General features: G+C 72.1%; 26 protein-coding genes and 3 tRNA genes. 15 read left to right on the top strand and 14 right to left on the bottom strand.

The annotated features are described in order from the left end of the window. Positions 1 to 261: 261 nt before the first annotated feature. On the bottom strand, positions 262 to 762 hold the full coding sequence (locus ABZ453_RS41405; RefSeq protein ID WP_359023658.1) for a GNAT family N-acetyltransferase: 501 nt from the start codon (positions 760 to 762) through the stop codon (positions 262 to 264). A gap of 304 nt (positions 763 to 1,066) precedes the next feature. Here ABZ453_RS41405 and ABZ453_RS41400 point away from each other — a divergent pair, with 304 nt between their 5' ends. Then, positions 1,067 to 1,438, top strand: a complete 372-nt coding sequence (locus ABZ453_RS41400) for a phage holin family protein (RefSeq protein WP_359023661.1) — start codon at positions 1,067 to 1,069, stop codon at positions 1,436 to 1,438. Beyond that, positions 1,435 to 1,881, top strand: coding sequence for a DUF3618 domain-containing protein (locus ABZ453_RS41395; RefSeq protein WP_359023657.1), 447 nt, complete (start codon positions 1,435 to 1,437; stop codon positions 1,879 to 1,881). Before ABZ453_RS41400 ends, ABZ453_RS41395 begins: the two co-directional genes overlap by 4 nt. 78 nt (positions 1,882 to 1,959) lie before the next feature. On the opposite strand, the gene ABZ453_RS41390 is transcribed toward ABZ453_RS41395, so the two are convergent. Together ABZ453_RS41390 and ABZ453_RS41385 are read right to left on the bottom strand one after the other, a co-directional pair. Continuing rightward, on the bottom strand, positions 1,960 to 2,889 hold the full coding sequence (locus tag ABZ453_RS41390; protein ID WP_359023656.1) for an NB-ARC domain-containing protein: 930 nt from the start codon (positions 2,887 to 2,889) through the stop codon (positions 1,960 to 1,962). A gap of 153 nt (positions 2,890 to 3,042) precedes the next feature. Further along, complete coding sequence (locus tag ABZ453_RS41385; RefSeq protein ID WP_359023655.1) at positions 3,043 to 3,174, bottom strand: BTAD domain-containing putative transcriptional regulator; 132 nt, start codon at positions 3,172 to 3,174, stop codon at positions 3,043 to 3,045. 335 nt (positions 3,175 to 3,509) lie between these two features. On the opposite strand from ABZ453_RS41385, the gene ABZ453_RS41380 reads away from it, so the two are divergent. Both ABZ453_RS41380 and ABZ453_RS41375 read left to right on the top strand, forming a co-directional pair. Further along, positions 3,510 to 5,564, top strand: a complete 2,055-nt coding sequence (locus ABZ453_RS41380) for a phosphocholine-specific phospholipase C (RefSeq protein ID WP_359023653.1) — start codon at positions 3,510 to 3,512, stop codon at positions 5,562 to 5,564. A gap of 91 nt (positions 5,565 to 5,655) precedes the next feature. Continuing rightward, positions 5,656 to 6,534: a phospholipid scramblase-related protein gene (locus tag ABZ453_RS41375; RefSeq protein WP_359023652.1), complete on the top strand. Its 879-nt coding sequence runs from the start codon at positions 5,656 to 5,658 to the stop codon at positions 6,532 to 6,534. 6 nt (positions 6,535 to 6,540) lie between these two features. Here ABZ453_RS41375 and ABZ453_RS41370 read toward each other — a convergent pair whose 3' ends face one another. Next, positions 6,541 to 7,506 carry a hypothetical protein gene (locus tag ABZ453_RS41370; RefSeq protein WP_359023650.1) on the bottom strand — a complete coding sequence of 322 codons (966 nt, stop codon included), beginning with the start codon at positions 7,504 to 7,506 and terminating at the stop codon, positions 6,541 to 6,543. Then, positions 7,503 to 8,303: a phosphatase PAP2 family protein gene (locus ABZ453_RS41365; protein WP_359023649.1), complete on the bottom strand. Its 801-nt coding sequence runs from the start codon at positions 8,301 to 8,303 to the stop codon at positions 7,503 to 7,505. The genes ABZ453_RS41370 and ABZ453_RS41365 overlap by 4 nt, the downstream gene beginning before the upstream one ends. A 254-nt stretch (positions 8,304 to 8,557) precedes the next feature. On the opposite strand from ABZ453_RS41365, the gene ABZ453_RS41360 reads away from it, so the two are divergent. Continuing rightward, positions 8,558 to 9,169, top strand: a complete 612-nt coding sequence (locus ABZ453_RS41360; protein WP_359023647.1) for a TetR/AcrR family transcriptional regulator — start codon at positions 8,558 to 8,560, stop codon at positions 9,167 to 9,169. 156 nt (positions 9,170 to 9,325) lie between these two features. Here the strand turns inward: ABZ453_RS41360 and ABZ453_RS41355 are convergent, their stop codons facing one another. Then, entirely contained in the window at positions 9,326 to 10,369 is a 1,044-nt protein-coding gene (locus ABZ453_RS41355; protein WP_359023645.1) for a DUF2510 domain-containing protein, read from the bottom strand. Positions 10,370 to 10,598: 229 nt separating this feature from the next. On the opposite strand from ABZ453_RS41355, the gene ABZ453_RS41350 reads away from it, so the two are divergent. Beyond that, on the top strand, positions 10,599 to 13,283 hold the full coding sequence (locus tag ABZ453_RS41350) for an AAA family ATPase (RefSeq protein WP_359023643.1): 2,685 nt from the start codon (positions 10,599 to 10,601) through the stop codon (positions 13,281 to 13,283). Position 13,284: 1 nt separating this feature from the next. Here ABZ453_RS41350 and ABZ453_RS41345 read toward each other — a convergent pair whose 3' ends face one another. The 5 genes from ABZ453_RS41345 to pcaH form a co-directional block, all read right to left on the bottom strand. Next, positions 13,285 to 14,076: an SDR family NAD(P)-dependent oxidoreductase gene (locus ABZ453_RS41345; protein ID WP_359023641.1), complete on the bottom strand. Its 792-nt coding sequence runs from the start codon at positions 14,074 to 14,076 to the stop codon at positions 13,285 to 13,287. A gap of 64 nt (positions 14,077 to 14,140) precedes the next feature. Beyond that, positions 14,141 to 15,268: a 3-oxoadipate enol-lactonase gene (gene pcaD / locus ABZ453_RS41340; protein WP_359023639.1), complete on the bottom strand. Its 1,128-nt coding sequence runs from the start codon at positions 15,266 to 15,268 to the stop codon at positions 14,141 to 14,143. Continuing rightward, complete coding sequence (gene pcaB / locus ABZ453_RS41335) at positions 15,265 to 16,599, bottom strand: 3-carboxy-cis,cis-muconate cycloisomerase (RefSeq protein ID WP_359023637.1); 1,335 nt, start codon at positions 16,597 to 16,599, stop codon at positions 15,265 to 15,267. The genes pcaD and pcaB overlap by 4 nt, the downstream gene beginning before the upstream one ends. Then, the gene (pcaG, locus tag ABZ453_RS41330; protein WP_359023635.1) at positions 16,596 to 17,201 is read right to left on the bottom strand and encodes a protocatechuate 3,4-dioxygenase subunit alpha; all 606 of its coding nucleotides are present in this window, start codon (positions 17,199 to 17,201) and stop codon (positions 16,596 to 16,598) included. Before pcaG ends, pcaB begins: the two co-directional genes overlap by 4 nt. A 6-nt stretch (positions 17,202 to 17,207) precedes the next feature. Beyond that, on the bottom strand, positions 17,208 to 17,981 hold the full coding sequence (gene pcaH, locus ABZ453_RS41325; protein WP_359023633.1) for a protocatechuate 3,4-dioxygenase subunit beta: 774 nt from the start codon (positions 17,979 to 17,981) through the stop codon (positions 17,208 to 17,210). Positions 17,982 to 18,170: 189 nt separating this feature from the next. On the opposite strand from pcaH, the gene ABZ453_RS41320 reads away from it, so the two are divergent. After that, positions 18,171 to 18,635, top strand: a complete 465-nt coding sequence (locus ABZ453_RS41320) for a MarR family transcriptional regulator (RefSeq protein ID WP_358596878.1) — start codon at positions 18,171 to 18,173, stop codon at positions 18,633 to 18,635. 14 nt (positions 18,636 to 18,649) lie between these two features. Here the strand turns inward: ABZ453_RS41320 and ABZ453_RS41315 are convergent, their stop codons facing one another. Beyond that, positions 18,650 to 19,612, bottom strand: a complete 963-nt coding sequence (locus ABZ453_RS41315; protein WP_359023630.1) for a DUF3048 domain-containing protein — start codon at positions 19,610 to 19,612, stop codon at positions 18,650 to 18,652. 251 nt (positions 19,613 to 19,863) lie between these two features. Here ABZ453_RS41315 and ABZ453_RS41310 point away from each other — a divergent pair, with 251 nt between their 5' ends. After that, positions 19,864 to 21,054 (top strand): zinc-dependent alcohol dehydrogenase, encoded by a 1,191-nt coding sequence (locus tag ABZ453_RS41310; protein WP_359023628.1) that lies wholly within the window; start codon positions 19,864 to 19,866, stop codon positions 21,052 to 21,054. A 19-nt stretch (positions 21,055 to 21,073) separates the two neighbouring features. Here the strand turns inward: ABZ453_RS41310 and ABZ453_RS41305 are convergent, their stop codons facing one another. Continuing rightward, on the bottom strand, positions 21,074 to 22,144 hold the full coding sequence (locus tag ABZ453_RS41305) for an ATP-dependent DNA ligase (RefSeq protein ID WP_359023626.1): 1,071 nt from the start codon (positions 22,142 to 22,144) through the stop codon (positions 21,074 to 21,076). A gap of 74 nt (positions 22,145 to 22,218) precedes the next feature. Between ABZ453_RS41305 and ligD the strand changes: the two genes are divergently transcribed. The 3 genes from ligD to ABZ453_RS41290 all read left to right on the top strand — a co-directional run bounded on the left by ligD (position 22,219) and on the right by ABZ453_RS41290 (position 25,336). Beyond that, the gene (ligD, locus tag ABZ453_RS41300; protein WP_359023624.1) at positions 22,219 to 23,244 is read left to right on the top strand and encodes a non-homologous end-joining DNA ligase; all 1,026 of its coding nucleotides are present in this window, start codon (positions 22,219 to 22,221) and stop codon (positions 23,242 to 23,244) included. A 38-nt stretch (positions 23,245 to 23,282) separates the two neighbouring features. After that, entirely contained in the window at positions 23,283 to 24,218 is a 936-nt protein-coding gene (locus tag ABZ453_RS41295) for an ornithine cyclodeaminase family protein (protein ID WP_359023622.1), read from the top strand. Between the two features lie 80 nt (positions 24,219 to 24,298). Beyond that, positions 24,299 to 25,336, top strand: coding sequence for a LacI family DNA-binding transcriptional regulator (locus ABZ453_RS41290; RefSeq protein ID WP_359023620.1), 1,038 nt, complete (start codon positions 24,299 to 24,301; stop codon positions 25,334 to 25,336). Between the two features lie 38 nt (positions 25,337 to 25,374). Here ABZ453_RS41290 and ABZ453_RS41285 read toward each other — a convergent pair whose 3' ends face one another. After that, a complete protein-coding gene (locus tag ABZ453_RS41285; RefSeq protein WP_359023659.1) occupies positions 25,375 to 26,160 on the bottom strand; it encodes a VOC family protein in 786 nt (261 codons plus the stop codon). Between the two features lie 271 nt (positions 26,161 to 26,431). On the opposite strand from ABZ453_RS41285, the gene ABZ453_RS41280 reads away from it, so the two are divergent. The 4 genes from ABZ453_RS41280 to ABZ453_RS41265 all read left to right on the top strand — a co-directional run bounded on the left by ABZ453_RS41280 (position 26,432) and on the right by ABZ453_RS41265 (position 26,958). Continuing rightward, positions 26,432 to 26,680 (top strand): WhiB family transcriptional regulator, encoded by a 249-nt coding sequence (locus ABZ453_RS41280; protein WP_207929668.1) that lies wholly within the window; start codon positions 26,432 to 26,434, stop codon positions 26,678 to 26,680. 39 nt (positions 26,681 to 26,719) lie between these two features. Beyond that, positions 26,720 to 26,794 (top strand) — tRNA-Gly (locus ABZ453_RS41275). Positions 26,795 to 26,803: 9 nt separating this feature from the next. Then, positions 26,804 to 26,875, top strand: a tRNA-Asp gene (locus ABZ453_RS41270). Positions 26,876 to 26,886: 11 nt separating this feature from the next. Further along, a tRNA-Ala gene (locus ABZ453_RS41265) sits at positions 26,887 to 26,958 on the top strand. Positions 26,959 to 26,976: the final 18 nt, after the last annotated feature.

Here is a 26,976-nt window from a genome sequence, read left to right as displayed (position 1 = left end):
GGCTTCACCGTCCGCTTCGACCCCATCGAAGCGGCATGACCACATCACAGTCACCACTGCGGTGACCAGGGGTCATGCTTCATTTTCGGACCAGAAAGGTGCGTCAGCTGTAACACGGTTCTTGGCGAAGGCGGTCACGTGCGGCATGGATGCGGCTCCCGTCTCTGGGTGATGGCCACATCGTCGGGACGGGCCGCCCGGGGGGCGCAACACGGCTTCCGCGTCACGGAAGAGCGCCTGGAAAACGCCTGGTGAGAGCGGTCATGCCGGGGGCCGTGGTGCCGTTGTCGGGCCCGCGGGTGGGGCCAGCGGAAGCAGAAAGTAGCAGCCCTTGTGGTCGTCGTCGCGCACGACGGGGTGCACAGCGAAGCCGAGCCGCAGCTTGAGGCGGTGATTTCCCGTGTTCTCGCCGGCGCTGTGCGATCTGACCTGGTGGCATCCTTTCGCCCCCGCCGCCTCGATGACCGCGCGCTGCAAGGCCGTACCCACGCCCGTCCGGCGCGACCGCTCCTGCACGCCGAAGGCGAGGATCTTCGCCTCTGCCACCACCTGTCCGTCGAGGGTGACCGGTGGGCAGCCTGTGTCAGGGCCGATGGGCTGGACCACGTAACGGCAGAATCCGACGGGCGGGCCATCCTGCGGTCCCGCGGCCAGCAGGTGCGAACTCAGATGGAAGCCGGCGGCAAACCGCACCCAGTCGCCCTGTCCGAGCTCATCGATCAACGGCCACACCGGATCGCCGGCAAGGCCACCGACCGGCACCTCTCTGACCTCTATCTCCACGACCGAAGACGCTAATGAGGGTTTACTACGGGCGGCAAGCGTTTTACGACGCCCCGGAACCACGGCGGTAACGCTGCTCCCATTCGACGACGGTTCCCAGGGCCTCCCATCCGGTCGACACCACTCGTCTGTGAACTGCGGTCTTCCGGGTACTCGCGCGCGAGTGAAAAGGGCCGATCCCCCGGCCCCAGGACGAGAGCGACGGGAGGTGACGGCCGTGTCGAGCACCCAGCGATCCGCGCCCGGGCCGGACCACGGCGCGTACCCCTCCGGCCAGGAGCCGGTGAGCGAGCTGGTGCAACGGGCCTCGCAGCAGCTGACGGAGCTGGTGCGGGGTGAAATGCGCCTGGCGCAGGCGGAGATGAAGGAGAAGGGCAAACGCTACGGCAAGGGCGGCGGTCTGTTCGGCGGTGCCGGTGTGGTCGGTTTTCTGATGCTGGAGGCCCTGGTGGCCACCGTCATCGCGGCGCTGGCCGTACCCCTCCCCGTGTGGGCCGCCGCGCTCATCGTCACCGCCGCTCTGGCCGTGATCGCCGCGGTGCTGGTCCTCGGCGGGAAGAAAGAGGTGGGCCAGGCCGCGCCGCCCACGCCCGAGCAGACGATCGAGAACGTGGAGGCCGACGTGGCCGAGATCAAGGAGAGCGCTCAGCGATGACCCAGCCACCCCACGACGAGCCCACGGCCGCCGGTCCCGAGGAACTGCGCGAACAGGTGGAGCAGACCCGCGCGGAGCTCGGCGAGACCGTCGAGGCGCTCGCCGCCAAGGCCGATGTCAGGACACGGGCCCAGGAGAAGGCCACCGCGGTCAGGGAACAGGCCACGGCCAGGGCGGGCGAGCTGAAGACCAAGGCCGCCGACCTGGCCCACCAGGCACAGGACAAGCTGCCCGACCCGGTGAAGGACAAGGCCGCCCAGGCCGCCGGACAAGCCCGCGCCAAGGCCGCCCAGGCCGGCCAGGTCTGGCACGACAAGGCACCCGAACAGGTACAGCACACCACCGCTCAGGGAGCGCGACTGGCGCGCGACAACCGCAACCTGCTGCTGGCGGCCGCCGGCGCGGCCGTCCTGGTGTGGCTGGCCTGCCGCCGCAAGGACTGATCCGGTGCGGTGCGAGCCTCGTCCCGTGGTCGCCGGGATGAGGCTCGCGGTCGGTCGGCCGTCGCCGGTCGTGCCCGATCAGCAGGTGGGGACGCCGGGGAGCCAGGTAGGGCCCTTGATGTAGATGTTGGTCAGCCAGGAACCGGCGGTCAGTTTCGCCCAGGCGTCGTTGGTGTAGCCGTCCGCGGCCACCTCCTGGGCGTGCGCCCGGCAGACCACGTTGACCGTCGTGGGCTGCGTGAAGTAATCGACGACGCCGGCGTTGACGTTCGGCTCGCTGTGCGTGCGCACACCCGTCCCGCACGTATGGAACGGCGTGTTTCCGCCCGACGGGAGTCGGCGCCGCACGTCCCGCAGCCGGCCGGCGAGTTGGCCGGGGATCCGGTGTGGACGGGCCGCGAGGCGCGCCCCGGCGATCCTGACGGCCAGCGGCAGCCGCCCGCACAGCGAGACGATCTCGGCGGCCCGCTCCGGCTCGGCGTCGGTACGCTCCGGCCCTGCCACGCGCCGGAGCAGTTCGAGCGCCTCGGCCCGCTCAGGCACGGTGAGGTCCAGGTGGGTGGCGTCCTCCAGCGCGACCAGTCGGCGGCGGCTGGTGACGAGCACGGCGGAGCCGGGGCCCGGCGGCAGCAGGGGCCGCACGGGTGCCTCGCCGGCCGCGTTGTCGAGGATCAGCAGAACACGCCGGTGCGCGATGTGCGTGCGGTACAGCCCGGTCAACTCCTCGACCGAGGACGGCAGCGTCTCCGGTTCGGCGCCCATGGCGCGCAGCAGCCGGCCGAGGGCGACGGCGGGCTTCAGCGGTGCGGTGTCGGCCGCCCGCAGGTCCAACCACAGCCGCCCGTCCGGGAAGAGTTCGGCCGTGCGGTGGCCGACGTGCACGGCGAGGGCGGTCTTCCCCGTGCCCGACCGTCCGGAGACGACGCCGATGGGCGGGGTGGTGCGGCCGGCGTCGTCGACGCCGCGCAGCAGCGAGGCGGCCCGGTCGATCCGCTCCGAGGGGCCCACGAAGTCGGCGATGTCCGGCGGGAGACGGGACGGGGCGGGCCGTGGGCGCGGTACCGGGGTCCGTCCCTCTCGCGGTCTCCCGGGGCTTCGGACGTACGGCCCGGTGGGCCGCCGTACTCCGGGAACCGGTGCCCAGGAGCGCGGGATCGTTGGTCAGGACCGCCCTCTGCAGCGCCCGCAGTTGCGGCCAGGGGGGATGCCCAGCTCCTCGCGCAGGACCTCGCGGCCCTCCCGGTAGGTACGCAGGGCGTCTGACACCCGGCAGGTGCGCACCGGCGCGGTCATCAACTGACCCCGCGGGCGCGCCCGCAGGGTGGGTGGCGACGTGCGCGAGCAGGGGAGCGATCGTCCGGTCCGGGTGGCCCAGCTCCAGTTGCAGGCCGAAGGACTCCTCCTGGCTCCAGCGCCTGCGCCCCGGGTTCCTTCATCAGCTGACGACGACAGACCCCGGCCCGCCGGTCTCCCGTCGGCGGGCCCGTCGCGCATCACCTCTCGTACTGACGACTTTCACACGGACGCCACCGGACCCTTCCCTGACGTTTGTTGCTCTTGGAACACTCGCACCGCGCGCAATCCGTCACGTTCCGGCCATCCGCACCCAGGATGAGAGGCACTCACCCATGCCCGAAGTAAATCGGCGCCGATTCCTGCAACTCGCGGGCGCGACCACCGCCTTCACCGCCCTGTCCAACAGCATCGAGCGCGCCGCCGCGCTGCCCGCGAACCACCGCACGGGGTCCATCGAGGACGTCGAGCACATCGTCGTCCTGATGCAGGAGAACCGTTCTTTCGACCACTACTTCGGTTCACTCAGAGGCGTCCGCGGCTTCGGTGACCCGCGCCCGGTGACCTGGCCGAACGGCAAGTCCGTCTGGTACCAGCAGGACGCGAGCGGCAAGGAGATCCCGCCGTTCCACCCCGACGCCGACGACCTGGGCATGGCGTTCATCCAGGACCTCCCGCACGGCTGGAACGACGGACACGCCGCCTTCGACGGCGGCAAGTACGACAAATGGGTGCCCTCCAAGGGCTCCACGACCATGGCGTACCTGACCCGCGAGGACATCCCGTTCCACTACGCCCTCGCCGACTCCTTCACCATCTGCGACGCCTACCACTGCTCGTTCATCGGCTCGACCGACCCCAACCGGTACTACATGTGGACCGGTTACACGGGCAACGACGGCCAGGGCGGCGGCCCGGTCCTCGGCAACGACGAGGCCGGCTACGGCTGGACCACCTACCCGGAGCGCCTGGAGAAGGCCGGCGTCTCCTGGAAGATCTACCAGGACGTCGGAGACGGCCTCGACGCGGCCGGCGGCTGGGGCTGGATCCAGGACGCCTACCGCGGCAACTACGGCGACAACTCGCTGCTTTACTTCAAGCAGTACCAGAACGCGGGGCCCGGCGACCCGCTGTACGACAAGGCCCGCACCGGCACCGACGCGACCAAGGGCGAGGGCTTCTTCGACCAGCTCAAGGCCGACGTCAAGGGCGGCAAGCTACCGCAGATCTCCTGGATAGTGGCCCCCGAGGCCTTCACCGAGCACCCCAACTGGCCCGCGAACTACGGAGCCTGGTACGTCTCCCAGGTCCTGGACGCGCTCACCGCCGACCCGAAGGTCTGGGCGAAGACCGCGCTGTTCATCACCTACGACGAGAACGACGGCTTCTTCGACCACCTGATCCCGCCCTACGCGCCGGGCTCGGCCGCCCAGGGCAAGTCGACCGTCGACGTGGGCCCGGACCTGTTCAAGGGCGACGGCAGCCACCCGGCCGGCCCCTACGGCCTCGGCCAGCGGGTGCCGATGCTTGTCGTCTCGCCCTGGAGCAAGGGCGGCTACGTCTGCTCCGAGACGATGGACCACACCTCGATCATCCGGTTCATGGAGCGCCGCTTCGGTGTGCACGAGCCGAACATCTCGCCCTGGCGCCGCGCCGTGTGCGGCGATCTGACCTCGGCGTTCGACTTCTCCCACAAGGACACCAAGCCGGTCGCCCTGCCGGGCACCGACGGCTACCAGCCGCCGGACAAGAACCGCCACCCCGACTATGTGCCGACCCCGCCGGCCAAGGGCTCCCTGCCCCGGCAGGAGCGCGGCCTGCGCCCGGCACGTCCGCTCAAGTACGCGCCCCATGTGGACGGTTCGGTCGACGCTGCCGCCGGGAAGTTCACCCTCACCTTCGCCTCGGGGGCGAAGGCGGGCGCCGCCTTCCTGGTGACCTCCGGCAACCGCACGGACGGTCCCTGGAGTTACACCACCGAGGCCGGCAAGTCCGTCGCGGACACCTGGAACTCGGCGTACTCCAGCGGCTCTTACGACCTGACGGTGCACGGCCCCAACGGCTTCCTGCGCGCCTTCAAGGGCGTCAACAAGACCGCCGGACCCGAGGTCACCGCCCGCCACCTCGGGGACGACCTCGAACTCACCTTCACCAACAAGGGTTCCGGCACCGTCCGGTTGCGGCTGAGCGGCGGTTACGGCCACAAGTCGCAGGTCGTCACCGTGCGGCCCGGCGCCACGGTGAGGCACGGCGTCGACCTCAAGGCGAGCCGGCGCTGGTACGACCTCACCGCCACCTCCGAGGCGGACCCGGCGTTCGTACGGCGGTTCGCGGGCCATGTCGAGAACGGGCGTCCGGGCGTGAGCGACCCGGCGATCCTCACCGCGTAGGCGAACGGGCGGTGGCAGACAGGTAAAGGGTGATGCAGGGCGTGCCGCGAGGTCTGGTCAGATGCCGGTGCGCCCGGGGTAGTGTGCCCCGGTGACCACGCATTCGAACACTCCTGCAGGCTGGTACCCGGATCCGCACGGTGCGTCCCAGACCCTCCGGTACTGGGACGGCGCGCAGTGGACCCAGCACACGCACGCGGACCAGCAGCAGGCCCCGCAGCACGCCGCTGCCCAGCAGGTGCCACAGCAGCAGGTGCCGCACCAACAGGTGCCACAGCAGCAGGTGCCGCAGCAGCCCGCGGGGCCCGATCCGCGGGTGCAGCGTCAGGTGCAGCAGCAGGCCGGGGTCGCCGCGGGCGGCCCCGGTGGCGGCACCCTGTTCTCCGAGCCGGTTCTGGTGGTCAACCAGAAGGCCAAGCTGATCGAGCTGACCAACGAGTACACGGTCATGGATCAGAACGGCCACCAGATCGGCTCGGTGACCGAGGTCGGGCAGAGCGCGCTGAAGAAGGTGGCGCGGTTCGTCTCCAGCCTCGATCAGTTCATGACGCACCGGCTGGAGATCCGGGACGCCCACGGGCAGCCGCAGTTGGTGCTGACCCGGCCCGCGAAGGTCTTCAAGTCCCGGGTGATCGTGTCCCGTCCGGACGGTTCGCCGGTCGGTGAGATCGTCCAGCAGAACATGATCGGGAAGATCAACTTCGCGATGACCGTCGACGGGCAGCAGGTCGGCGCGATCAAGGCGGAGAACTGGCGGGCCTGGAACTTCGCGATCGTCGACCACGCGGAGAACGAGGTCGCCCGGATCACGAAGACGTGGGAGGGGCTCGCCAAGACGATGTTCACCACCGCGGACAACTATGTGCTGCAGATCCACTACCAGTTGCCCGAGCCGCTCCTGAGCCTGGTCGTGGCGACGGCGCTGACCGTCGACACGGCGCTGAAGCAGGACTCCCGGGGCCTCGGCTGACGGCTGTCAGAGCGAGGTGAGGTGCCCCGGGTCGACCGACTGCCGGGGCACCAGGGCCGGTTCGAGGGTGGCCGTCTCCGGCTTGAGGGCCAGGACCGCCGCCACCGGGTGTTCCTCTTCCGACGCGACCGAGGTGACCGACGCGACCGGCGCCACCGGCGCCACGCGGGTCAGGAGCACGACCCCCCACGACGCGAGCGCCGCGCCCGCCAGGCCCAGCAGCACACCCGCCACGCCGCCGCGCAGGCCCTGGCCCAGCAGGGTGAGGCCGATCACCGCGGCCGCCACCGGGTTGGACAGGGTCACCACCGCGAGGGGAGCGCCGAGACCGCCCTTGTAGGCGGTCTGCGACAGAAGCAGGCCGCCCACCGCGAACGCGGCCACCAGGACCGCCACCAGGACGACCCGCAGGCTCAGCACCGGACCCGAGTGGTCGGTCGCCGCGACCGTCACCGTCTGGGTGAGCGCCGAGGCCACGCCGGAGGCGAAGCCGGAGGCCGTGGCGTGGCGGAGGCCCGGGCGGGCTCCCGGACGGGCCAGCAGGCCGATCAGGGCGGCGGTGGCGCCCGCGACCGCCACCGCCTCCGTCAGGCTCAGCACCTGTGCGGGCGCCGAGCCGGACGCGGTGACCAGCAGCGCGGCCAGTCCGGCGAGGGTGAGCGCAGTACCCCGCCACTCGCTCGTGCTCACCTCGCGGCCGGCGACCCGCGCCCCCATCGGCACCGCGGCGACCAGGGTGAGCGCGCCGAGCGGCTGTACGACGGTCAGCGGGCCGTACTTGAGGGCGACCACGTGCAGCAGGGCCGCGCCGGCGTTGAGACCGACCGACGCCCACCAGGCGCCCGCGCCCAGCAGACGCAGCATGCCGGTGTCGGAGTTGCGGGCGGCGAGCCGTTCCTGGGCGACGGCCGCGGCCGCGTAGGCGACGGCGGAGACCAGGGACAGCGCGACGGCGACGAGGGTGGCGGTCATCGGCCCGCTCCCACCAGGACGTTGTCCTCGGCCACGGGCGCGAGCTGTTCGGCGCCGCGCCCGGCTGTGGTGGTCGTGCGGTGGGGACGGTGGATGAGAGCGAGCGCGGCGCCGAGCATCGCGGTCGCCACGATCGCGTCGAGCCAGTAGTGGTTGGCGGTGCCGACGATGACCAGCAGGGTGACCAGTGGGTGCAGCAGCCAGAGCCAGCGCCAGCGGGACCTGGTCGCCGTGATCAGGCCGACCGCCACCATCAGGGCCCAGCCGAAGTGCAGCGAGGGCATCGCCGCGAACTGGTTGGAGAGGTGGTCGGAAGAGGGTGGGCCGTAGACCGAGGGGCCGTACACGTGCGCGGTGTCGACGAGGCCGGTGGCGGCCAGCATGCGCGGCGGGGCCAGCGGGAACACGAAGGGCAGCACCAGGGCCGCCGAGGTCACGGTGGCGAGCGCCCTGCGGGCCCAGACGTAGTGCGCCGGGCGCCGGAGGTAGAGCCAGACCAGGAAGGCCACGGTGGCGGGGAAATGGACGGTCGCGTAGTAGGTGTTGGCGATGCGCGCCAGGGTGTCGCCGTGCAGCAGCAGGGACTGCACCGAGCCCTCGCCGGGCAGATGGACCGCTCGTTCGAAGTCCCACACGCGGCGGGCGTTGTGCAGGGCCTCGCCGGTGTGGCCGGTCGCCAGCTGACGGCCGAACTTGTACACGAGGAAGAGCCCTGCGACGAGCAGGAGCTCACGGACGACCGGAGGCCGGGCTATGGCGCCGGTCTCTCCTTCTGCAGGCTCGGTGCGGGCATTCATCCCCCGGCCCCTTCGCTGACGGTGGTGCGGTGTGCTGGCAGGAGTCGAGACCGCTGTCGTGGCCCGAACTCATCGGTACGCGTCCGTGCCGAAACGAAAGCGTTCCGATACGGGAGTGTACCGATACTAAGGCGTTCCGGTACACTGGCGTATCGATTGAGGAACGCCACACTGGATCCCGGGAATAAAGCGGGGATAAGGAACCGCTCGAGAGCCGGACTCGGCACACCGCTTGAGACGAAGGAGAAGGGCACATGACGTCGCAGGCCGCGGACGGACCGGAGACGGTCGCCTCGCGCCGCTCCAAGATCACGCCGGAGCGTGAGCAGGAGTTCTTCGACGCCGTGCTCGAGCAGATCCGCGAGTGCGGGTACGAGGCCGTGACCATGGAGGGCGTGGCCGCCAGCACGCGGTGCAGCAAGTCCACGCTGTACCGGCAGTGGAAGACCAAGCCCCAGTTCGTGGTGGCCGCCCTGCGCTCCCGGCGCAGCAAGCGCCTCGGCGGCATCGACACCGGGTCGCTCGCGGAGGACCTGCGCGAGGCCGCCCGCGCGATCGGGCGCTGGGCCAACACGGACACCAAGCTGCTGCAGGCCCTCGGCCACGCCGTCACCCAGGACGAGGAGCTGGCCCGGGCGCTGCGGGAGGCGCTGGTCTTTCCGGAGATCGAGGCGCTGCGGGAGCTGCTGCGGCGCGGCGTCGAGCGCGGTGAGGTGTCCGCCGACAACCCGGCCCTCGAGTACATCCCCGCCCAGATGTTCGGCATCGTGCGGGTCCGCCCGATCCTGGGCGACGGGTACGCCGACCCCGACTACCTGGTCTGCTTCGTCGAGGCCGCCGTGCTGCCGGCCCTGGGACTGACCTGAGACGCAGGCCGCTGTCCGCGGGATGACTGGATAGTGGCCTGGCCGCGCCGCACCGTGGGGACGGGGGCGGCGCGCACCCCCCGGCCGGGTGGGGCTCCTCCTTGAGCGGAGGGGAGCCCCACCCGGCCGACCCGCTGTCCGGTCCGGGGGCCGGGGTCAGACGTTGTGGCCGTCCCCGCCGCCGGTGGACACCTTGATGCCCTTGGTGATGTCGTCGATGACGGACTCCTTCTGGCCGACGTCGACGCCGAAGCGGACCACGACGATCTCCGAGGGGTTCGCGGGCGAGGGGAAGGCGAGCGACTCGACGTAGCCGTCGGCGCCCTTGCTGGTGACCGCCTTCCAGCGGACCAGATAGCCCTTCTGCCCGGCCACGGTCACGGCCTTGGACTCGAGCACGTCGTGCGAGGTGATGGAGCCGTAGGTCGTGCCGCCGTAGGACTCCTTGGCGTTCGCCGCGATGTCGGCCTTCGCCACCGTCTCGGCCGTGCTGCCGGCCGTCTTGAGCACGGAGGCCGGTGCCGAGTACGCACCGCCCTTCGTGCAGGTCTGGGCGGTGTCGCCCGGGCACTTGTAGGAGGCGTCGGACGTGACCGAGGCGCCCACCTGGATCTGCTGCCCGTACCAGCCGTCCGGAATGGGCAGGCTGATCCCGCTGATCGGGTCGGCCACCGAACCACTGGTGATCTTCGGCGCCTCCGACTGCCCGGGCGCGGGCGACTGACCGCCGTCGCCGCCCGAACCACCCGAGCCGCCCGAACCACCCGAGCCGCCCGAACCTCCGGAGCCGCCGCCATTGCCGCCGAACGGGCCGCCCTGCCCGCCGAATCCGCCCTGCCCGCCCGGACCCTGCTGGGAGCCGGCGTTGCCGTTCGAGCCACCGTTGTCGGTCAGCGCCCACACGCCCACCCCGATACTGGCGAGCACCGCCGCGGCCACGGCGACGGCTATGCCCGTGCGCAGACCGCGCTTCGGGGCGGCCGGCGGGTGCGCGGGGTACACCGGATAGGCGGGATACGCCGCGTACGCCGGATCCGCCCCGGCCGTCGGCGACTGCGCCGCGGGACCCCATACGGCGGCCGAGCCCACGGGTCGGGTCCGGTCCGTCCATGCCTTGCCGTCCCACCAGCGCTCGGCGGCGGGACCCTCACTCGTCTGCCCCGGATCGGGATACCACCCGGGAGGAGTCACCTGCGTCATGCCCCCACCGTATGAGGCGTCGGTGAAAGCGGGATGAGAGGATCCGGCCTTCGCTCCACCGCCTCCCCGTGAGGCACCCCGGCGGCAGCTCACAGCCCTGGTGCGTCGACCCGCAGCGACCGGTGTCACCCGTCACGGGAACTGGTGGCCCGACCGGGCTCCGCTCGCCCATGACGACGGCTAGGCTCGACCTCGGTACGTCGTTCGGGCGACTTGGGGAGGTAGCGGGATGACGGAGGCACGGCCCATGGGGGCCGCCTCGGCCGCCCTGTGGGAGCGCGAAGAGGAGATCGCCGCCGTCGAACGGGCGGTGGACACCCTGTGCGCCGACCGTTCCTCCCCGGGCGGCCTGCTGGTGATCCGGGGCGAGGCGGGCCTGGGCAAGACCCGGCTGCTGGCCGAGACCCGGTGCATCGCCGAACAGCGCGGCTGCGCCGTCTGGTCGGCCCGCGGCGCGGAGACCCTCAGGTCCGTCCCCTTCAACGTGGTGCGCCAGCTGTTACAGCCCGCGCTGATCTCGCTGATGCCCGAGGAGGCCCGCGAGTACCTCGGCGACTGGTACGACGTCGCGGGCCCCGCCCTCGGCATCACCGAACCGGGGGAGCGCCAGGCCGACCCGCAGGGCGTCTACGACGGCCTGGTCACCGCCGTCCGCCGACTGGCCCGGCGCGACTGGCCGTTGGTGCTGCTGATCGACGACGCGCACTGGGCCGACCAGGAGACCCTGCGCTGGCTCGCCGCGTTCGCCGAGCGACTGGAGGACCTGTCGGTGCTGGTCGTCGTCGCGCGCCGGCCCGCCGACGTCAGCGGTGAGAGCGCGCGCCACCTGGAGTACGTGGCCGCCGCGGCCAGCCCGGCCGCCGTACTGAACGCCCTCACCCCGGAGGCCACCGCGGGTCTCACCCGCGCCACTCTCGGCGCGCACGCCGACGCCCCCTTCTGCCGCGAGGTGTGGGCCGTCACCGGCGGCAACCCGTACGAGACCGTCGAACTCCTCGCCAAGGTCCGCGACAGCGAGCTGGAGCCGACCGAGACCGGCGCCGCCGAACTGCGCGCGCTCAACCGCTCGGCCCGCGGCGGCGGCCTCGTCGCCCGCCTGGAGGAACTGGGCATCGACGCCACCCGGTTCGCCTGGGCGGCCGCCATCCTCGGCACCGGCATCACCGTCGACCTGGTCGCCCGGCTCGCCACCATGAACCACGACGACGCCGCGCGCTGCGCCCAACTGCTGCAGGGCGCCCGCATCCTCACCGCGCCCGACCCCGCCGGCACCCAAGGGGACAGCGGGGAGCTGGAGTTCGTCCACCCGCTGATCGCCTCCGCCGTCTACAACTCCATCCCGGACGCCCTGCGCACCGCCATGCACGGCATCGCCGCCCAGGTCGTCAGCGACTCCGGCCTCGGCGCCGCCATGGCCTCCCGGCATCTGCTGCGGGTCCACCCGGACGACGACGAGGAACTCGTCGCGCAACTGCGCGAGGCTGCCCGCGAGCACCTCGCCGTCGGCGCCCCCGGCGCGGCCCGCCACTGCCTGGAACGCGCCCTGCTGGAACCGCCCACCCCGGACGTCCACGCGCACGTCCTCTACGAACTCGGCTGCGCCACCCTCCTCACGGCGCCCCCCGCCACCACCATCGACCACCTCCGCAACGCGCTCGCCATGCCCGGACTCCAGGGCGACGAGCGGGTGGACGCCGTCTTCCGGCTCTCCCAGGCGCTCATGCACAACGACCAGTTGGAGGAGGCCGTGCGCACCGCCGAGGCGGAGGCCGCCCGGCACGAGGAGGGGCCCGCCAAACGGCGGCTGCAGGCCGTGCACTTCATGTGGGAGGCCATCTACGTCGGCGAGGCCATCTCCCCGGACCGCTCCGAGCGGCTGGCGGCACTCGCCAGCACCTGCGCCGGCCGCGACAACTCCGAGCGCGCCCTGCTGATGCTGCGCGGCTTCGACGCCCTGATCCAGGGGCAGAGCGCCGAGGAGGTCGTCGAGTTCTGCGACCGCTCCCTGGTCAACGGCCGGCTCGCGCCGGGGCTCGGCTGGACCGACACCGAGTGGGGCTTCGAACTGCTGCTGATGCTCGGCAACTGCTACGCCTTCACCGACCGTCTCGACCGCGCCGACAGCCTCTACAACGAGGCCCTGCACGCCTACGAGTCGGCCGGCTGGAGCGGCGGCCACCTCGCCCTGGCGCACGCCTGCGTGGGCCTCGGCCACCGACGGCGCGGCCGCCTGCGCGAGGCCGAGGCATCCCTGCGGGAGTCGCTGCGGCTCGCCGAACGAGTGGGCCGCGGGCTGCCGTTGTACTGGAACGCCACCTGCAACCTCGTGGACACCCTGCTCGCCCGCGGACACGTCGAGCAGGCGTGGGAGATCGCCGAGCAGTACGGGTTCGCGCCGCCGTACCCGTCCACGATCGCCATGCCGGACTCACGGTCCGTGCGGGGCCGTCTGCTGCTCGCCGTCGGCCGGACCGAGGACGGCATCGCCGAACTGGAGGCGGCGCAGAAGGCTGCGGCCGCCCGGGGCCGGCACAACCCGGTCATCGTGCCCTGGGCGCTGGACCTTGCGCGGGCCCTCGCCACGGCGGATCGGGACCGGGCCGCCGGGCTTGCCGCGGACGCCCGGCGGCAGGCCGAGCGGTTCGGCACGGACACGGCGATCGGCGAGGCCCTCCGGTGTGCCGCGGCGCTGGAGAGCGGACAGCGTGCGGTCCGGCTGGCAGCCCAGGCCGTGGCCTACCTGGAGGCCTCACCGTGCCAGTACGAGCACGCGGCGGCCCGGATCGAGTACGGCATCGTCGCGCGCCAGGACGCCGACCTCGAACGGGGTCTGGCGCTGGCCCGTTCGTGCGGGGCGGACGGACTGGTGGCGCAGGCGCGTCAGGCGCTGGAGTCGGGGCACGCGGTCCGGTAGGTCACAGCGCCAGCAGCTGGTCCGTGACCGCCGACAGACGCTTGTGCACCTCCCGGTCGTACGTCGACTCGTGCGCCCGCGACGGTGTCGTGCCGTCGAAGTAGCCGCCCGTGCCCCGCTCCTCGGTGGCCAGGGACAGGACGCCGGGGGCGCCGTCGGCGACCGTGTTCCAGGGGGCGATGCCGCCCTCGCGGACCATGGCCGTGTCCATGAAGGTCGCCGGATGCAGCACGTTCACCGCGACCCCGGAGCCCGCCAGCTCCTCGGCCAGGGCGAAGGTGTGCGCGGCCAGGGCGAACTTGGCGCGGCAGTACGCGGCGAAGCCGGCGTAGCCGCGCCGGAACTCGATGTCGTCGAAGTCGACCGGTTCCTGGCCCACCGAGCCGACGTTGACGATCCGCGCGGGCGTGTTCGCGCGCAGTACCGGCAGCAGGGCCCGGGTGAGGACGACGGGCGCCAAGTAGTTGACCGCCAGCCGCAGTTCGTGCCCGTCGACGCTCAGCTCGCGGCCCGTGCCGGGGGCGCCCGCGCCCACGCCCGCGTTGTTGATCAGGACGTCCAGATCGGGGTGCGCGTCGGCCACGTGCGCCCCCAGCCCGCGGACCTGCGCGAGCGAGGCGAGGTCGGCGACGAAGCCCTCGGCGTCTCCCTCCGTGCGCAGCTCCTCCACCAGCCGCTCCGTACGCTCCGGATCGCGGCCGTGCGCGAGGACGACATGGCCCGAGCGGACCAGCTCGAAGGCGACGTACCGGCCGAGACCGGAGGTGGCGCCGGTGATGAGAATCGTGGACATGCCCCCACCGTAGGCACGGGGCGGGGGCATGTGCGAGGTGCTGCTGGAGCTACGACCAGCAGGGTCACCCTCGGTCGTCGTCCTCCTCGGCCAGCACCCGCTGGGCCGTCGCGAAGGCGGAGTTGGCCGCGGGCACCCCGCAGTACACCGCCGTCTGCAGCAGCACCGCGCCGATCTCCTCAGGCGTGAGCCCGTTGCGCCGGGCCGCCCGGACATGCATGGCGAGCTCGTCGTAGTGGCCGTGCGCGACCAGCGCGGTCAGCGTGATCATGCTGCGCTCGCGGCGCGAGAGCGTGGGGTCGGTCCAGATCTCGCCCCAGGCGTAGCGGGAGATGAAGTCCTGGAAGCGGGCGGTGAAGGGCGTCTGGCGGGCCTGCGCCCGGTCCACGTGCGCGTCCCCGAGCACCTGCCGCCGCACCTCCATGCCACGACCGGCGCCCCCGCCGAGGTGGGCCCGCAGCGCCGTCAGCACGGCCCGGGGGCACTGGGCGGGGGCGAGGTGCCCGGCACCCGGCAGTTCGACGAGAGTGGAGCCGGACACGGCGTCCGCGATCTCCCGCAGATGCGGCGGCGGGGTCGCCCGGTCCTCACGTCCGGCTATCAGCAGGGTGGGCACGGAGATGTCGGCGAGCCGTTCGCGCAGGTCGAAGGCGGCCAGCGCGTCACAGCAGGCCGCGTACGCCCCGGGGTCGGCGGCCCCCTGGTCCCGGACGAGTTCGGGAACGGTGAAACCGGATGTGAACCAGCGCGCCGGGGCGCTCTCCACGAGCCACTGCAGTCCTTCCCGCCGTACCCGCTCGGCCCGCTCCTCCCACGGCCCCGCGCCGTTGAAGTGGGCGGAGGAGCAGATCACCGCCAGCGACGACAGCCGCTGCGGATGGTGTACGGCGAGATGCAGACCGACGGCCCCGCCCAGCGACACACCGGCGTAGGCGAACCGTTCGAGGCCGAGCGAGTCGGCGAGCGCGAGCACCAGGTCGGCGAGGTCACCGACGGTGGCGCCGGGACCGATCAGCCCGGGCGCGGAACCGCCGTGCCCGGGCAGGTCCCAGCGCACCACCCGGTGGCTGACGGACAGCTCGGGCGCCACCTTGTCCCACAGGGCGTACGACGTCCCGAGCGAGGGCCCGAGCAGCAGCGCGGGCGCGGAAGCGGCGCCCTCCGTGCGGTGATTGAGGAGTTTCTCGGTCAACGTCGCTCCAGGGCACGGTCGGTGAGGTCTCCGGCGGAGCCGGTGTAGCGGGCGGGATCGACGGACTCGGTGAGGTCGACCCCCTTCAACTCGGGCACCTCGGCGAGGAGTTCGCCCAGGGAACGCCCCTCCGTGTAGGTCCGCCGGGCGGCTTCCGTCAGCACGGATTTGGCACGGGCGCGGCCCAGGACCGGCGCCAGCTCGGCGGACAGCCGCTCCGAGACGATCAACCCGTGGGTGAGGCCCAGGTGTTCACGCATCGCGTCGGCGTTCACCCGCAGCCCCTCGGCCAGTTCGGCAGCGTCCCGGGCGGCCCCGCCGACCAGCCGCAGCAGATCGCGCAGCGGCTCCCACTCGGCGTGCCAGGCACCGGCCGGCCGCTCGTCCTCGGCGGCCATCGAACCGTAGAGCGTGGCCGCGAGCAGGGGCGCCCGTCGCGCGGCGGCCGCGATCAGCGTGGAGCGTACGGGGTTGGCCTTGTGCGGCATGGCCGACGAGCCGCCGCCGCTGCCCTCCGCGACCTCGGCGATCTCGGTGCGGCCGAGGACGAGCACATCCGCCGCGATCTTGCCCAGCGCCCCGGCCGTGAAGGCCAGACAGCCGGCGAGGTCGGCGATCGGGGTGCGCAGGGTGTGCCAGGGCAGAAGGGGTTCCCGCAGGCCGAGTTCGCGGGCGAAGGCGGCCGTCAGCGCCCGGGTGTCCTCGGCGCCGTAGGCGGTGAAGGCGGCCAGGGTTCCGGCCGCGCCGCCGAGTTGGGCGGGCAGGCCGTCCCGTACCGTCCGGACGCGGTCCCGCGCGTCGAGCACCAGTGACCGCCAGCCGGCCGCCTTCAGCCCGAACGTGGTCGGTACGGCGTGCTGGGTGAGCGTGCGTCCCGGCAGCGCGGTGTCGCGGTGCCCGGCCGCGAGCCGGGCCAGGGCTTCCTCGGTGCGGGCGAGGTCGGCGAGGACCACGTCCAGGGTGCGCACGGCGACCAGCATCAACGCCGTGTCCATGATGTCCTGGCTGGTCGCGCCCCGGTGGACGTGGGGGCCGTGCTCCTCGCCCACGGCCTTCGTCAGTTCGGCGACCAGCGGAATGACCGGGTTGCCGCCGGAGCGGGCGCGCCCGGCGAGGGAGCGCAGGTCGAAGCGGCCGGCGTCGGCCGCTTCGGTCACCGCCGCCGACGCCTCGTGCGGGGCGAGATCCAGCGAGGCCTGGGCGCGGGTGAGGGCCGCCTCCGCGTCGAGGAGGGCCTGCAGACAGGCCGTGTCGGAGGTCGCGGAGGCGGCCGGGGAGCCCGCCCACCCGGGGGCGAGCAGGCCCGTGTCGTCGGGATCGACAGAGGTCACGTGAACTCCAGGAAGACCGTCTCGCCTTCGCCCTGAAGGCGGATGTCGAAACGGTAGGTCCCGTTGGCCTCGTCCCGCGCGATCAGCGTGTCGCGTCGCGCACCGTCCAGCCCGGCCAGCAGCGGGTCGGCCGCCAGCGCCGTCTCGTCGCCCGGCAGGTAGATCCGGGTGAACAGGTGCACCAGCAGCCCGCGCGCGAACACGCACACGCTGATGTACGGGGCGCTGCGCCCACGCGCGCCCGGCCGCAGGGTGCGCGCGTACCAGTGGCCGTTCGCGTCGGTCTGGATACGCCCCCACCCGGTGAACTCCACGCCGTTGCGCCCCAGATAGCCGCCGGTCGCCGGGTCGCGGCGGATCGAGCCGTCGGTGGTCGGCACGTTGCCGTCGGGGTCCGCGCCCCACAGCTCGACGAAGGCGTCGGGCAGCGGCTCGCCCTCCCCGTCCAGGACGTACCCGTGGACGGTGACGGTGTCCGGGTGTCCGACGGGCGCGATCTCCTCGCCGCCGGTGAAGGGCAGCGCGTATCCGTAGAAGGGGCCCACGGTGTGCGAGGGGGTGGGCAGCACGCTCTCCGGCCTGCTGGTGTCGATCTTCGTCATGGCAGGTCAGCGCCCTTCCTCGAGCCAGGTGGCGTTCGGCCCGTCCAGCACGATGTCCCAGTGGTAGCCCATCGAGAACTCCGGCACGGACAGGTCGTGGTCGTAGGTGGCGACCAGCCGCTGCCGCGCCGCGTCGTCCGTCACCGACTGGATGATCGGGTCGTACGGGAAGAGCGGGTCGGCCGGGAAGTACATCTGCGTCACCAGCCGCTGGGTGAACGCGGTGCCGAACATGGAGAAGTGGATGTGGGCCGGACGCCAGGCGTTGAGGTGGTTGCGCCAGGGGTAGGGGCCGGGCTGGATGGTGGTGAAGTGGTAGCGGCCCTCGGCGTCCGTGATCGTACGGCCGACACCGGTGAAGTTCGGGTCCAGCGGGGCGTCGTGCTGCTCGCGCTGATGGGCGTAGCGGCCGGCGGAGTTGGCCTGCCAGATCTCGATGAGCTGGCCGCGCACGGGCTTCCCGGCCCGGTCCAGCAGCCGGCCCGAGACCGTGATGCGCTCGCCGACCGGCTCACCCGTGTGCTGCCGGGTGAGGTCGTTGTCGATGGCGCCGAGGTCCCGCTCGCCGAAGGCGGGGGAGTGCAGCTCCACCAGCTCCGGGTCCTTGCTGACGTCGATGGCGACCAGCGGCTGCTGGGGGTGGCGCAGCACCGAGGAGCGGTACGGCGCGTAGTCGCGGCGCGGATGGTGCTCGACGGGGGCGCCGTCGGCGACCCGCTTCTCGTACGCGGCGTGCTCGGCCGCGATCTCCTGGTCGATGTCGTGCTGGGTGAGAGTCATGGCGGATTCCCCGGTAATTAATCAGGGCACTGAGTATTTTGGTGAAGTTTCTTTCACGCTGCCACCCGAGCCGTCCGACGTCAAGACCCCGCAGAACAACAAGGTCAAACAGGGGGACGCAGGCTGAAGACAGAGGAATCGCCGCCAGGTATCGTTCAGTGCACCAACGAATTCGACGGGAGAGCGCACATGGCAGCGGTGGACCTCGCCACCCACCCCGGGCATCTCGCCCGGCGCCTGCAGCAGGCCCACTACCTGCTGTGGAACACGATGGTCTCGGAGGAGATCACCTCGCCCCAGTTCGCGGTCCTCAACGCGCTCGTCGCCGAGCCGGGCCTGGACCAGCGCACGGTGGGGGAGCGGGTGGGACTCGACCGGTCCACGATCGCCGAGGTGATCAGCCGGCTCGGCAGGCGCGGCCTGCTCGACAAGGTGCGCGACCCGCGGGACGGCCGCCGGTTCCTGCTGCGTCTGACGGAGGACGGTGTGCGCACCCACCGCAAGCTGACCGTGCGCACCGCCCGGATGAACCAGGTCTTCCTCGCCCCCCTGTCGGCCGCCGAGCAGACGGTGTTCTTCGAGCTGATCCAACGGGTCGCGGACGCGGCCGAGGGGCTCCGCAACCCCGCGGAGCCCCTGGTGGCGCAGGGCTGAGCGCGTGGCGCCGATCAGGATGCCTTCGCGAAGACGACCCAGACCTGACCCTTGGCGAAGTCGACAGGCTTGCCGTCGTTCGTCGTGAAGTCCGTGCCGTCCGTGGCCGTGGCGCGCTTCCAGTCGACGTCGTAGGCCTTGCCGTCGCGCAGCACCTTCGCCCGGCCCGTGCCGACCGTGTCGGTGAAGGGCGTGTTGTTGCCGAGGAAGTCGTGGAAGCGGGACTTGCGCATCGTCACGTACTGCACGACGACCGTCGCCGGGGCCACCGGCTGCCCGTCGGTCGTCCTGCTGGGCGTGCCGTCCATCGCTACCAGCCAGCCGTGGCGACTCGCGGACCAGGTGAAGGTGAAGCGGGCGGCGGGATAGCGCACGGTGAGTGAGGTGTCCGGTCGTCCGCCATCGGGTGCGGGGCCGTAGCGGAAGCCGTTCGTCAGCGCGCCGGGGCCGGGGGCGGTGTGCAGTAGACGGGCCGGGCGCAGATAGAGGTTGTGCGGTGCGGCCCGGTCGCTGCCGCGGAAGTAGGCGTCGGACGCCTTCTCCGGCGGCTCGGCCGTCAGCGGCGCCTTGGCGATCAGCGGCAGCAGCTTGTGCTGCGCGCCGGAGAAGGCGAGCGTGGGGTGGTCGTACTGGCGCAGCAGTTCCAGATCGGACTCGCGGGCGCTGCGCACCGGGCCGACGGCCTTGGGCAGGGTGCTCGCGTACACCGCCATCAGCCGGCTCAGTCCGCCCTCGACCTGCTCGACGTAGACGACGTCTGCCTGCCGCAGCCCGGTGTGGGGACGGGCGTCGGGGGCGTTGTCGATCTTCACGGCGAGGACATGGCCGTGGCTGGTGGCGCTTCTGGTCGGGCTCGGGGAGGTCGGGGTGGAGCTCGGTGGCTTGGTGCGGCCGCGGCCGTCGTCCGAGGGGTGCGATTGCGCGCAGCCCGCCGCGAGCGCGGCGGCTGCCGTGGCGGCCAGCAGGGCCACTGTCATCGAGGCGTGTCGTCTGCGCGCCCGCCGTTGCGATCTGCCCACTGTGGCCCCACATCCGTGTCAGTGATTGTGCGTTTATAGGTTCAATGGTGGCCATACCCGCTCGGTTCTGGCTGCGCGCGTTTGAATACACCGAATGATTCCGAACGACCCCGATGGGCGTACAGGGCGGCGCTTCGGCGGGGAGGAGCCGGGTACTCGGGCCGTCCATGCCACCGGACACCCCGACGCGACGGAGGGAGCCCCACGCGATGAAGGCTGTGACCTGGCAGGGCAAACGTGACGTACGGGTCGAGGACGTGCCCGATCCGAAGATCCAGGAGCCGACCGACGCGATCATCCGCATCACGTCCTCCGGTCTGTGCGGCTCCGATCTGCATCTGTACGAGGTGCTCACCCCGTTCATGACACCGGGCGACATCCTCGGACACGAACCGATGGGCATCGTCGAGGAGGTCGGACCCGGGGTGCCGGACCTGGCCGCGGGCGACCGGGTGGTGGTGCCGTTCCAGATCGCCTGCGGCAACTGCTGGATGTGCCTGACCGGGCTGCCCACCCAGTGCGAGACCACCCAGGTCACCAGCGAGGGCATGGGTGCCGCGCTGTTCGGCTACACCCGGCTCTACGGCGCCGTCCCGGGCGCCCAGGCCGAGCACCTGCGGGTCCCGCAGGCCCAGTTCGGGCCGATCAAGGTCCCCGAGGGCCCGCCCGACGACCGCTTCGTCTACCTCTCCGACGTGCTGCCCACCGCCTGGCAGGCGGTGGAGTACGCGAGCATCCCGGAGGGCGGCAGTGTCGCCGTGCTCGGCCTCGGACCGATCGGCGACATGGCCTGCCGGGTGGCCCGGGTGCGCGGCGCCGGGCGGGTCTTCGGCGTGGACCTGGTGAGCGAGCGACTGCGCAGGGCACGGGCCAGGGGCGTGGAGACGTACGACCTGAGGCACTTCGACAACGAGAAGGAACTGGTCGAGGCGATCCGCGCCGAGACCGACGGCCGCGGCCCCGACGCCGTGATCGACGCCGTCGGTACCGAGGCCCACGGCGGCGCGGCCGCCCGGCTCGCCCAGCAGGCCTCGGCGATGCTGCCGCGCAAGATCAGCGGACCGTTCGCCGAACGCTTCAGCGTCGACCGGCTCGCCGCCCTGCACACCGCGATCGAGCTGGTCCGCCGCGGCGGCACCCTCTCCCTGACCGGCGTCTACGGCGGGACGGCGGACCCGATGCCCATGCTCACCCTCTTCGACAAGCAGATCCAGATGCGCATGGGGCAGGCCAACGTGCGCCGCTGGAGCGACGAGATCATGCCGTATCTGACGGACGAGGACGAGCTCGGCGTCGACGACTTCGCCACCCACCGGGTGCCGCTCTCGGACGCCCCGCACGCGTACGAGATGTTCCAGAAGAAGCAGGACGGCGCCGTCAAGGTGCTGATGACGCCGTGACTCACCCAGGGGAGCGGACTCAGCCGGGGGAGCCGAGGATCTCGTCCAGGTCATAGCGCACCGGCTCCTCCAGCTGCGCGTAGGTGCAGCTCTCCGGCGTACGGTCCGGCCGCCAGCGGCGGAACCGGGCCGTGTGCCGGAAGCGCGCCCCGTTCTCCATGTGGTCGTACGCCACCTCGGCCACCCGCTCCGGCCGCAGCGGCACCCACGACAGGTCCTTCTTGCCCGACCAGCGGCTCGGCGCCCCCGGCAGCCGGGCCGTCTCGTGCGCCGCCTCGTCCGACCAGGCCGCCCACGGGTGCCCCGCCACGTCGTCCATCCGCAGCGGCTCCAGCTCCTCGACCAGTTCGGCGCGCCGCTTCATGGAGAACGCGGCCGACACGCCCACGTGCTGCAGCCGGCCCCCGTCGTCGTACAGCCCGAGCAGCAGTGAGCCGACGACCGGGCCGCTCTTGTGGAAGCGGTAGCCCGCGACGACGACGTCCGCGGTGCGCTCGTGCTTGATCTTGAACATCACCCGCTCGTCCTGGCGGTAGCGCAGGGTGAGCGGCTTGGCGATGACACCGTCCAGTCCGGCCCCCTCGTACTCCTCGAACCAGCCCCGCGCCACGTCGATGTCGGTCGTCGCGGGCGCGAGATGGACCGGCGCGGTGACCCCTGACAGCGCCCGGGTCAGCAGCGCCCGCCGTTCGGTCAGCTCCAGGCCCGTCAGCGCCTCGTCCGCCAGGGCCAGCAGGTCGAAGGCGACGAAGGAGGACGGGGTCTTCTCGGCGAGCATCCGCACCCGGGAGTCGGCCGGGTGGATGCGCTCGGTCAGCGCGTCGAAGTCGAGCCGCCCCTCCCGGGCGATCACGATCTCCCCGTCCAGCACGCACCGCTGGGGCACCCGCTCCTTCAGCGCCGCCACCAGCTCCGGAAAGTACCTGGTCAGCGGCTTGCCGGTACGGCTGCCGAGCTCGACCTCGGCGCCGTCGCGGAACACGATCGCCCGGAACCCGTCCCACTTGGCCTCGTACTGCATGCCCGGCGGGATCTTCGCCACCGACTTGGCGAGCATCGGCTTCACGGGCGGCATCACGGGCAGATCCATGATTCCGATTCTGCGCGCATACGGCGGCTCTCGCCCGGTGTGCGCGGTGTGCGCGGTGCGCCTACCGTGGCCGCATGGGCGAAGCGGTGGAACTTCAGGCGGGCGGCCGCACGGTCCGGCTGTCCAGCCCGGACAAGATCTTCTTCCCCGAGCGCGGTTTCACCAAGCTGGACCTCGCCCGGTACTACATCGCCGTCGGCCCCGGCATCCTGCGCGCCCTGCGCGACCGCCCCACCACCCTGGAGCGCTACCCGGACGGGGTGACCGGCGAGAACTTCTTCCAGAAGCGGGCGCCGAAGAACATGCCCGACTGGATCCCGACCGCCCACATCACCTTCCCCAGCGGCCGCAGCGCCGACGAGATGTGCCCCACCGAGGAGGCCGCCGTGCTGTGGGCCGCCCAGTTCGGCACGCTCACCTTCCACCCCTGGCCGGTCCGCCGCGACGACGTCGACCGCCCCGACGAGCTCCGCATCGACCTCGACCCGCAGCCCGGCACCGACTACGACGACGCCGCCCGCGCCGCCCACGAACTGCGCGCCGTCCTCGACGAGTTCGGCGGGCTGAAGGGCTTTCCGAAAACCTCCGGCGGACGCGGACTGCACGTCTTCGTGCCGATCGAGCCGCGCTGGACCTTCACCCAGGTACGCCGTGCCGCCATCGCCGTGGGCCGGGAGATGGAACGCCGGATGCCGGATCACGTGACGATCAAGTGGTGGAAGGAGGAGCGGGGCGAGAAGATCTTCATCGACTACAACCAGACCGCCCGCGACCGCACCATCGCCTCCGCCTACTCCGTAAGGCCCCGCCCGCACGCCCCCGTGTCGGCGCCCCTGCGCTGGGACGAGGTCGGGGTCGCGCATCCGCAGGACTTCGACATCGCGACCATGCCCGCGCGCTTCGCCGAACTCGGCGACGTGCACGCCGACATGGACGACCACCGCTACTCCCTGGAGGCGCTGCTGGAACTGGCGCGCCGGGACGAGCACGAGCACGGACTCGGCGATCTGCCGTACCCGCCCGAGTACCCCAAGATGCCGGGCGAGCCCAAGCGGGTACAGCCGAGCCGGGCGAGGAAGGACGGGCCCGCGGGTGGCTGAGGCGCTCTTGCGCGGACCCGTTGACCGATCATGGACGGGTGACGCTTCTCCTGACCCACGGTGACCTGCGGGCCCTCCTGGACGTCGACGACTGTCTCGACGCGCTGCGGGAGGGTTTCCGTACGTCGGACGCCGTGCCGGTGGCCGGTCTGCGGGTGCGGACCGATCTGCCGTTCCCGGGGACGGCCACCGCCCTGCTTCCCGGTCTGCTGCCCGGCGTCGAGGCGTACACGGTGAAGGTCAACGCCAAGTTCCCCGGCGCGCGGCCGGCCCTGCGCGGGGTGATCTGCCTGCACAGCGGCGCGGACGGCGCACTGCTCGCCCTGCTGGACTCCGCGACGGTGACGGCCTGGCGCACCGGGCTGGCGGCGGCCCTGGGGACGCATCTCCTCGCCGGGCGCGGCGAGGTGACAGGGGTGGTCGGGGCGGGCGCGCAGGCGGAGTTGGTGCTGCGTGGACTGGCGGCGCTGCGGGGCATGGGCGCCCTCGTCGTCCATGACACGGACGGCCGGCGGGCGGAGGAGTTCGCCGCGCGGCACGGGGGCCGGGTGCTGGGGTCGGCGGCGGACGTCGCCGCTGCCGCCGATGTGGTGGTGCTGGCGACCTGGTCGCGAGAGCCGTTGCTCGGGCCGGCCGAGACGAGGGCCGGGCAGCACTTCACGAGCCTGGGGGTGGACGAGCCGGGCAAGCGGGAGCTGGCGGCGGATCTCCTGGAGGCGGCGCTGCTCGTCGTCGACGACCGTGAACTGGCCTCGCAGACGGGCGTGTTGGCGTCCTCCGGCCTCCCTGCCACGGCTGTCGCGGCGACCCTGGGCGAGGTGGTCCGCGGGGAACACCCCGGCCGGGGAAGCGCCGAGGAGCGGACCGTGTACGCGCCGGTGGGTCTGCCCTGGCAGGACCTGGCGCTGGCGTGGACGGCATACCGGCGGGCCGAGCGGGAGGGGGTCGGGCGGCGGATCGATCTGCTGGGGTGAGACAGGATCGCCGAGAGCGCTCTCACGGGGCTGTGCCTCGCAGCTATCCTGATCCGCACCCGCCGATGAGGAGCCTCGAAGTGACCGACACAGCGCCACGTCCCACCCTGGAGGCCGTGGCCGCCCGGGCCGGGGTGTCGCGGGCCACCGCCTCCCGGGTGGTCAACGGCGGTGACGGGGTCAGGGAGCCGCTCGTCGCCCGGGTGCGCCGGGCCGTCGAGGAACTCGGCTACGTGCCCAACCAGGCCGCCCGCAGCCTGGTCACCAAGCGGCACGACGCGGTCGCCGTGGTCATCGCCGAACCGGAGACCCGCATCTTCGCGGACCCCTTCTTCGCCCTGCAACTCCGCGGCATCAGCAAGGAGTTGACCGCCCACGACAACCAGCTGGTCCTGCTGCTGACGGAGGGCCGCGACGACCACGCCCGCGTCGGCCGCTATCTCGCCGGCGGCCATGTCGACGGCGCGCTGGTCTTCTCGCTGCACCTCGACGATCCGCTGCCGGGGCTGATCCACCACGCGGGGGTGCCGACCGTGTTCGGCGGGCGACCCGGCTGGAGCGACGGGCGCGGCGGTGCGGTGTACGTCGACAGCGACAACCGGGGCGGTGCCCGTCAGGCCGTACGTCACCTCGCCGACCTCGGCCGCACCCGGATCGCGCACATCACCGGCCCCCTCGACCAGACCTCGGCGGCGGACCGGCTGGACGGCTTCCGGGACGTCATGGGCGACATCGATCCGGGGCTGGTCGTGGAGAGCGACTTCACCCCGGCCGGCGGGGAACGGGCGATGCGCCGGCTGCTGGACCGGCACCCCGACGTGGACGCCGTGTTCGCCGCGAACGACCTCACCGCCGCCGGTGTCCTGCGGGTGCTGCGCGAGCGGGGGCGGCGGGTGCCCGAGGACGTGGCCGTGATCGGGTTCGACGACATGGTGGCGGTCGCCGAGCAGACCGATCCGCCGCTGACGACGGTGCGTCAGGACATCGAGGAGATGGGGCGGTTGATGGCGCGGCTGCTGTTGCGCCGGCTCGGGAACAAGGGTGTCGAGGCGGGCGGCGCGGGCACGCCGTCCAGTGTCGTACTGCCGACGACACTGGTACGGCGAGCCTCGGCCTAGGCGCTCCCGTCGGAGGATCGGCCCCTGTCCCGCGCCCCCTACCCCTGCGGCGGTGCGCTCTTGATGACGGCGAAACGGGCGCCGTACGGGTCGGCGAGCTTGGCGAAGCGGCCCACGCCCTCGATGTCCGTGGCCGGCACGCGGACCGTGCCGCCGAGTCGCTCGGCCTCGGCGACCGTGGCGTCCGTGTCGGCGACCTCGAAGTACGGCAGCCAGTAGGCGCTGTCCTCGGACGGGTCGTCGGCCAGCGGCACGAGCCCGCCGAACATCGAGTCCTCGCCGCCCCCGGCGGGATTGACCGTGGTGTACGTGCCGCCCGGGAAGGGCACCGCCGCCGTCTCCAGGCCGAGCGTCTCGTGGTAGAACCAGGCCGCCGCCGCGATGTCCGGGGTGTACAGCTCGATCCAGGACAGGGCACCGGTCTCGTTCGCCAGGTCGATGCCCTTGGTGCGGCCCGGCTGCCAGATGCCGAACGGCACGCTCGCCTTGTCGGCGAGGATCGCCATGTGACCCTCGCCCATCACGTCCATGGGCGGCATCAGGACGCCGCCGTGCGCCTGCTCGGCGGCCTTGGCCGTGGCCTCGGCGTCCGCGCTCTGGAAGTAGACGGTCCAGGAGGGCGGGCCCTGCTCGGGCGTGGTCTGCATGCCGCCGGCCACGGTCTTCCCGTCCAGCTGGAAGAAGCCGTAACCGCCGGCGTCCGGTCCCGCCGACTGGAACATCCAGCCGAACAGACCGCCGTAGAAGGAAGTGGCGCCGTCGATGTCGGAGGTACCGACGTCGATCCAGTTGGGAGCGCCGTTGACGAAACGGGTGGTGAGCATCATCGCCCTCCTCGGAAGGGTCCCGTTCTCTGCACTGCCGAGTCTCGCACCGCCCACTGACAATGCGCTGCCGGAGCCACGCGGAGGACCGGAGCAAAGTGGGGGATGACCGTGGGTCACCGTTCGAGACCGCACGGTTTCCGTGTCCTTCCGCGCGCCGCCGTGCGCGGTGTGGTGCGCACACGTCACCATCGGGTGGCCGGGGGCCGTGAACGGCGCCATTGATCCCGCGTTGATCGAACGTTTTTCGCCGCCCGGCACGATCCCGTCCATGCACATCGACACGATCATCCCGGCCGACCTCGACTGGCACGCCCAGGCGCTGTGCGCGCAGACCGGGGCGGACTTCTTCTTCCCCGAGCCGGGCAGCTCGGTACGCGAGGCGAAGCGCATCTGCGGCATGTGCGAGATGCGCCCGGCCTGCCTGGAGTACGCCCTGCGCAACGACGAGCGGTTCGGTGTCTGGGGCGGGCTGTCGGAGAAGGAGCGGCTGGAGCTCAGGCGGCACGGAAACCGGTGAGCCGCCGGGGTGGGGGAGCGGTTACGATCCGGGGGCGCACCCGGGCGTAGCGCAGAGGCAGGCGCACTCGCCTTGCCCAGGCGGAAGACATCGGTTCGAATCCGATCCCCGGGCTGCGTACGGGGCCCCGTAGAGCAGAGGCAGACTCGCCACCTTGTCAGGGTGGATACGCCGGTTCGAATCCGGCCGGGGCCGCGACCGCACAGGGGGTGGTAGCGCAGCGGCAGGCGCACCTTCATGGCATGAAGGACACGCCGGTTCGAATCCGGTCCGCCCCACGGCACGGCACGAACGGG

The sequence above is a fragment of the Streptomyces sp. NPDC005799 genome (genome assembly GCF_040630525.1).
GTDB classification, from domain to species: Bacteria; Actinomycetota; Actinomycetes; order Streptomycetales; family Streptomycetaceae; genus Streptomyces; species Streptomyces griseorubiginosus_B.
The sequence above is the reverse complement of the archived record's forward strand: the minus strand, read 5'-3'. Positions and strand labels throughout refer to the sequence as shown.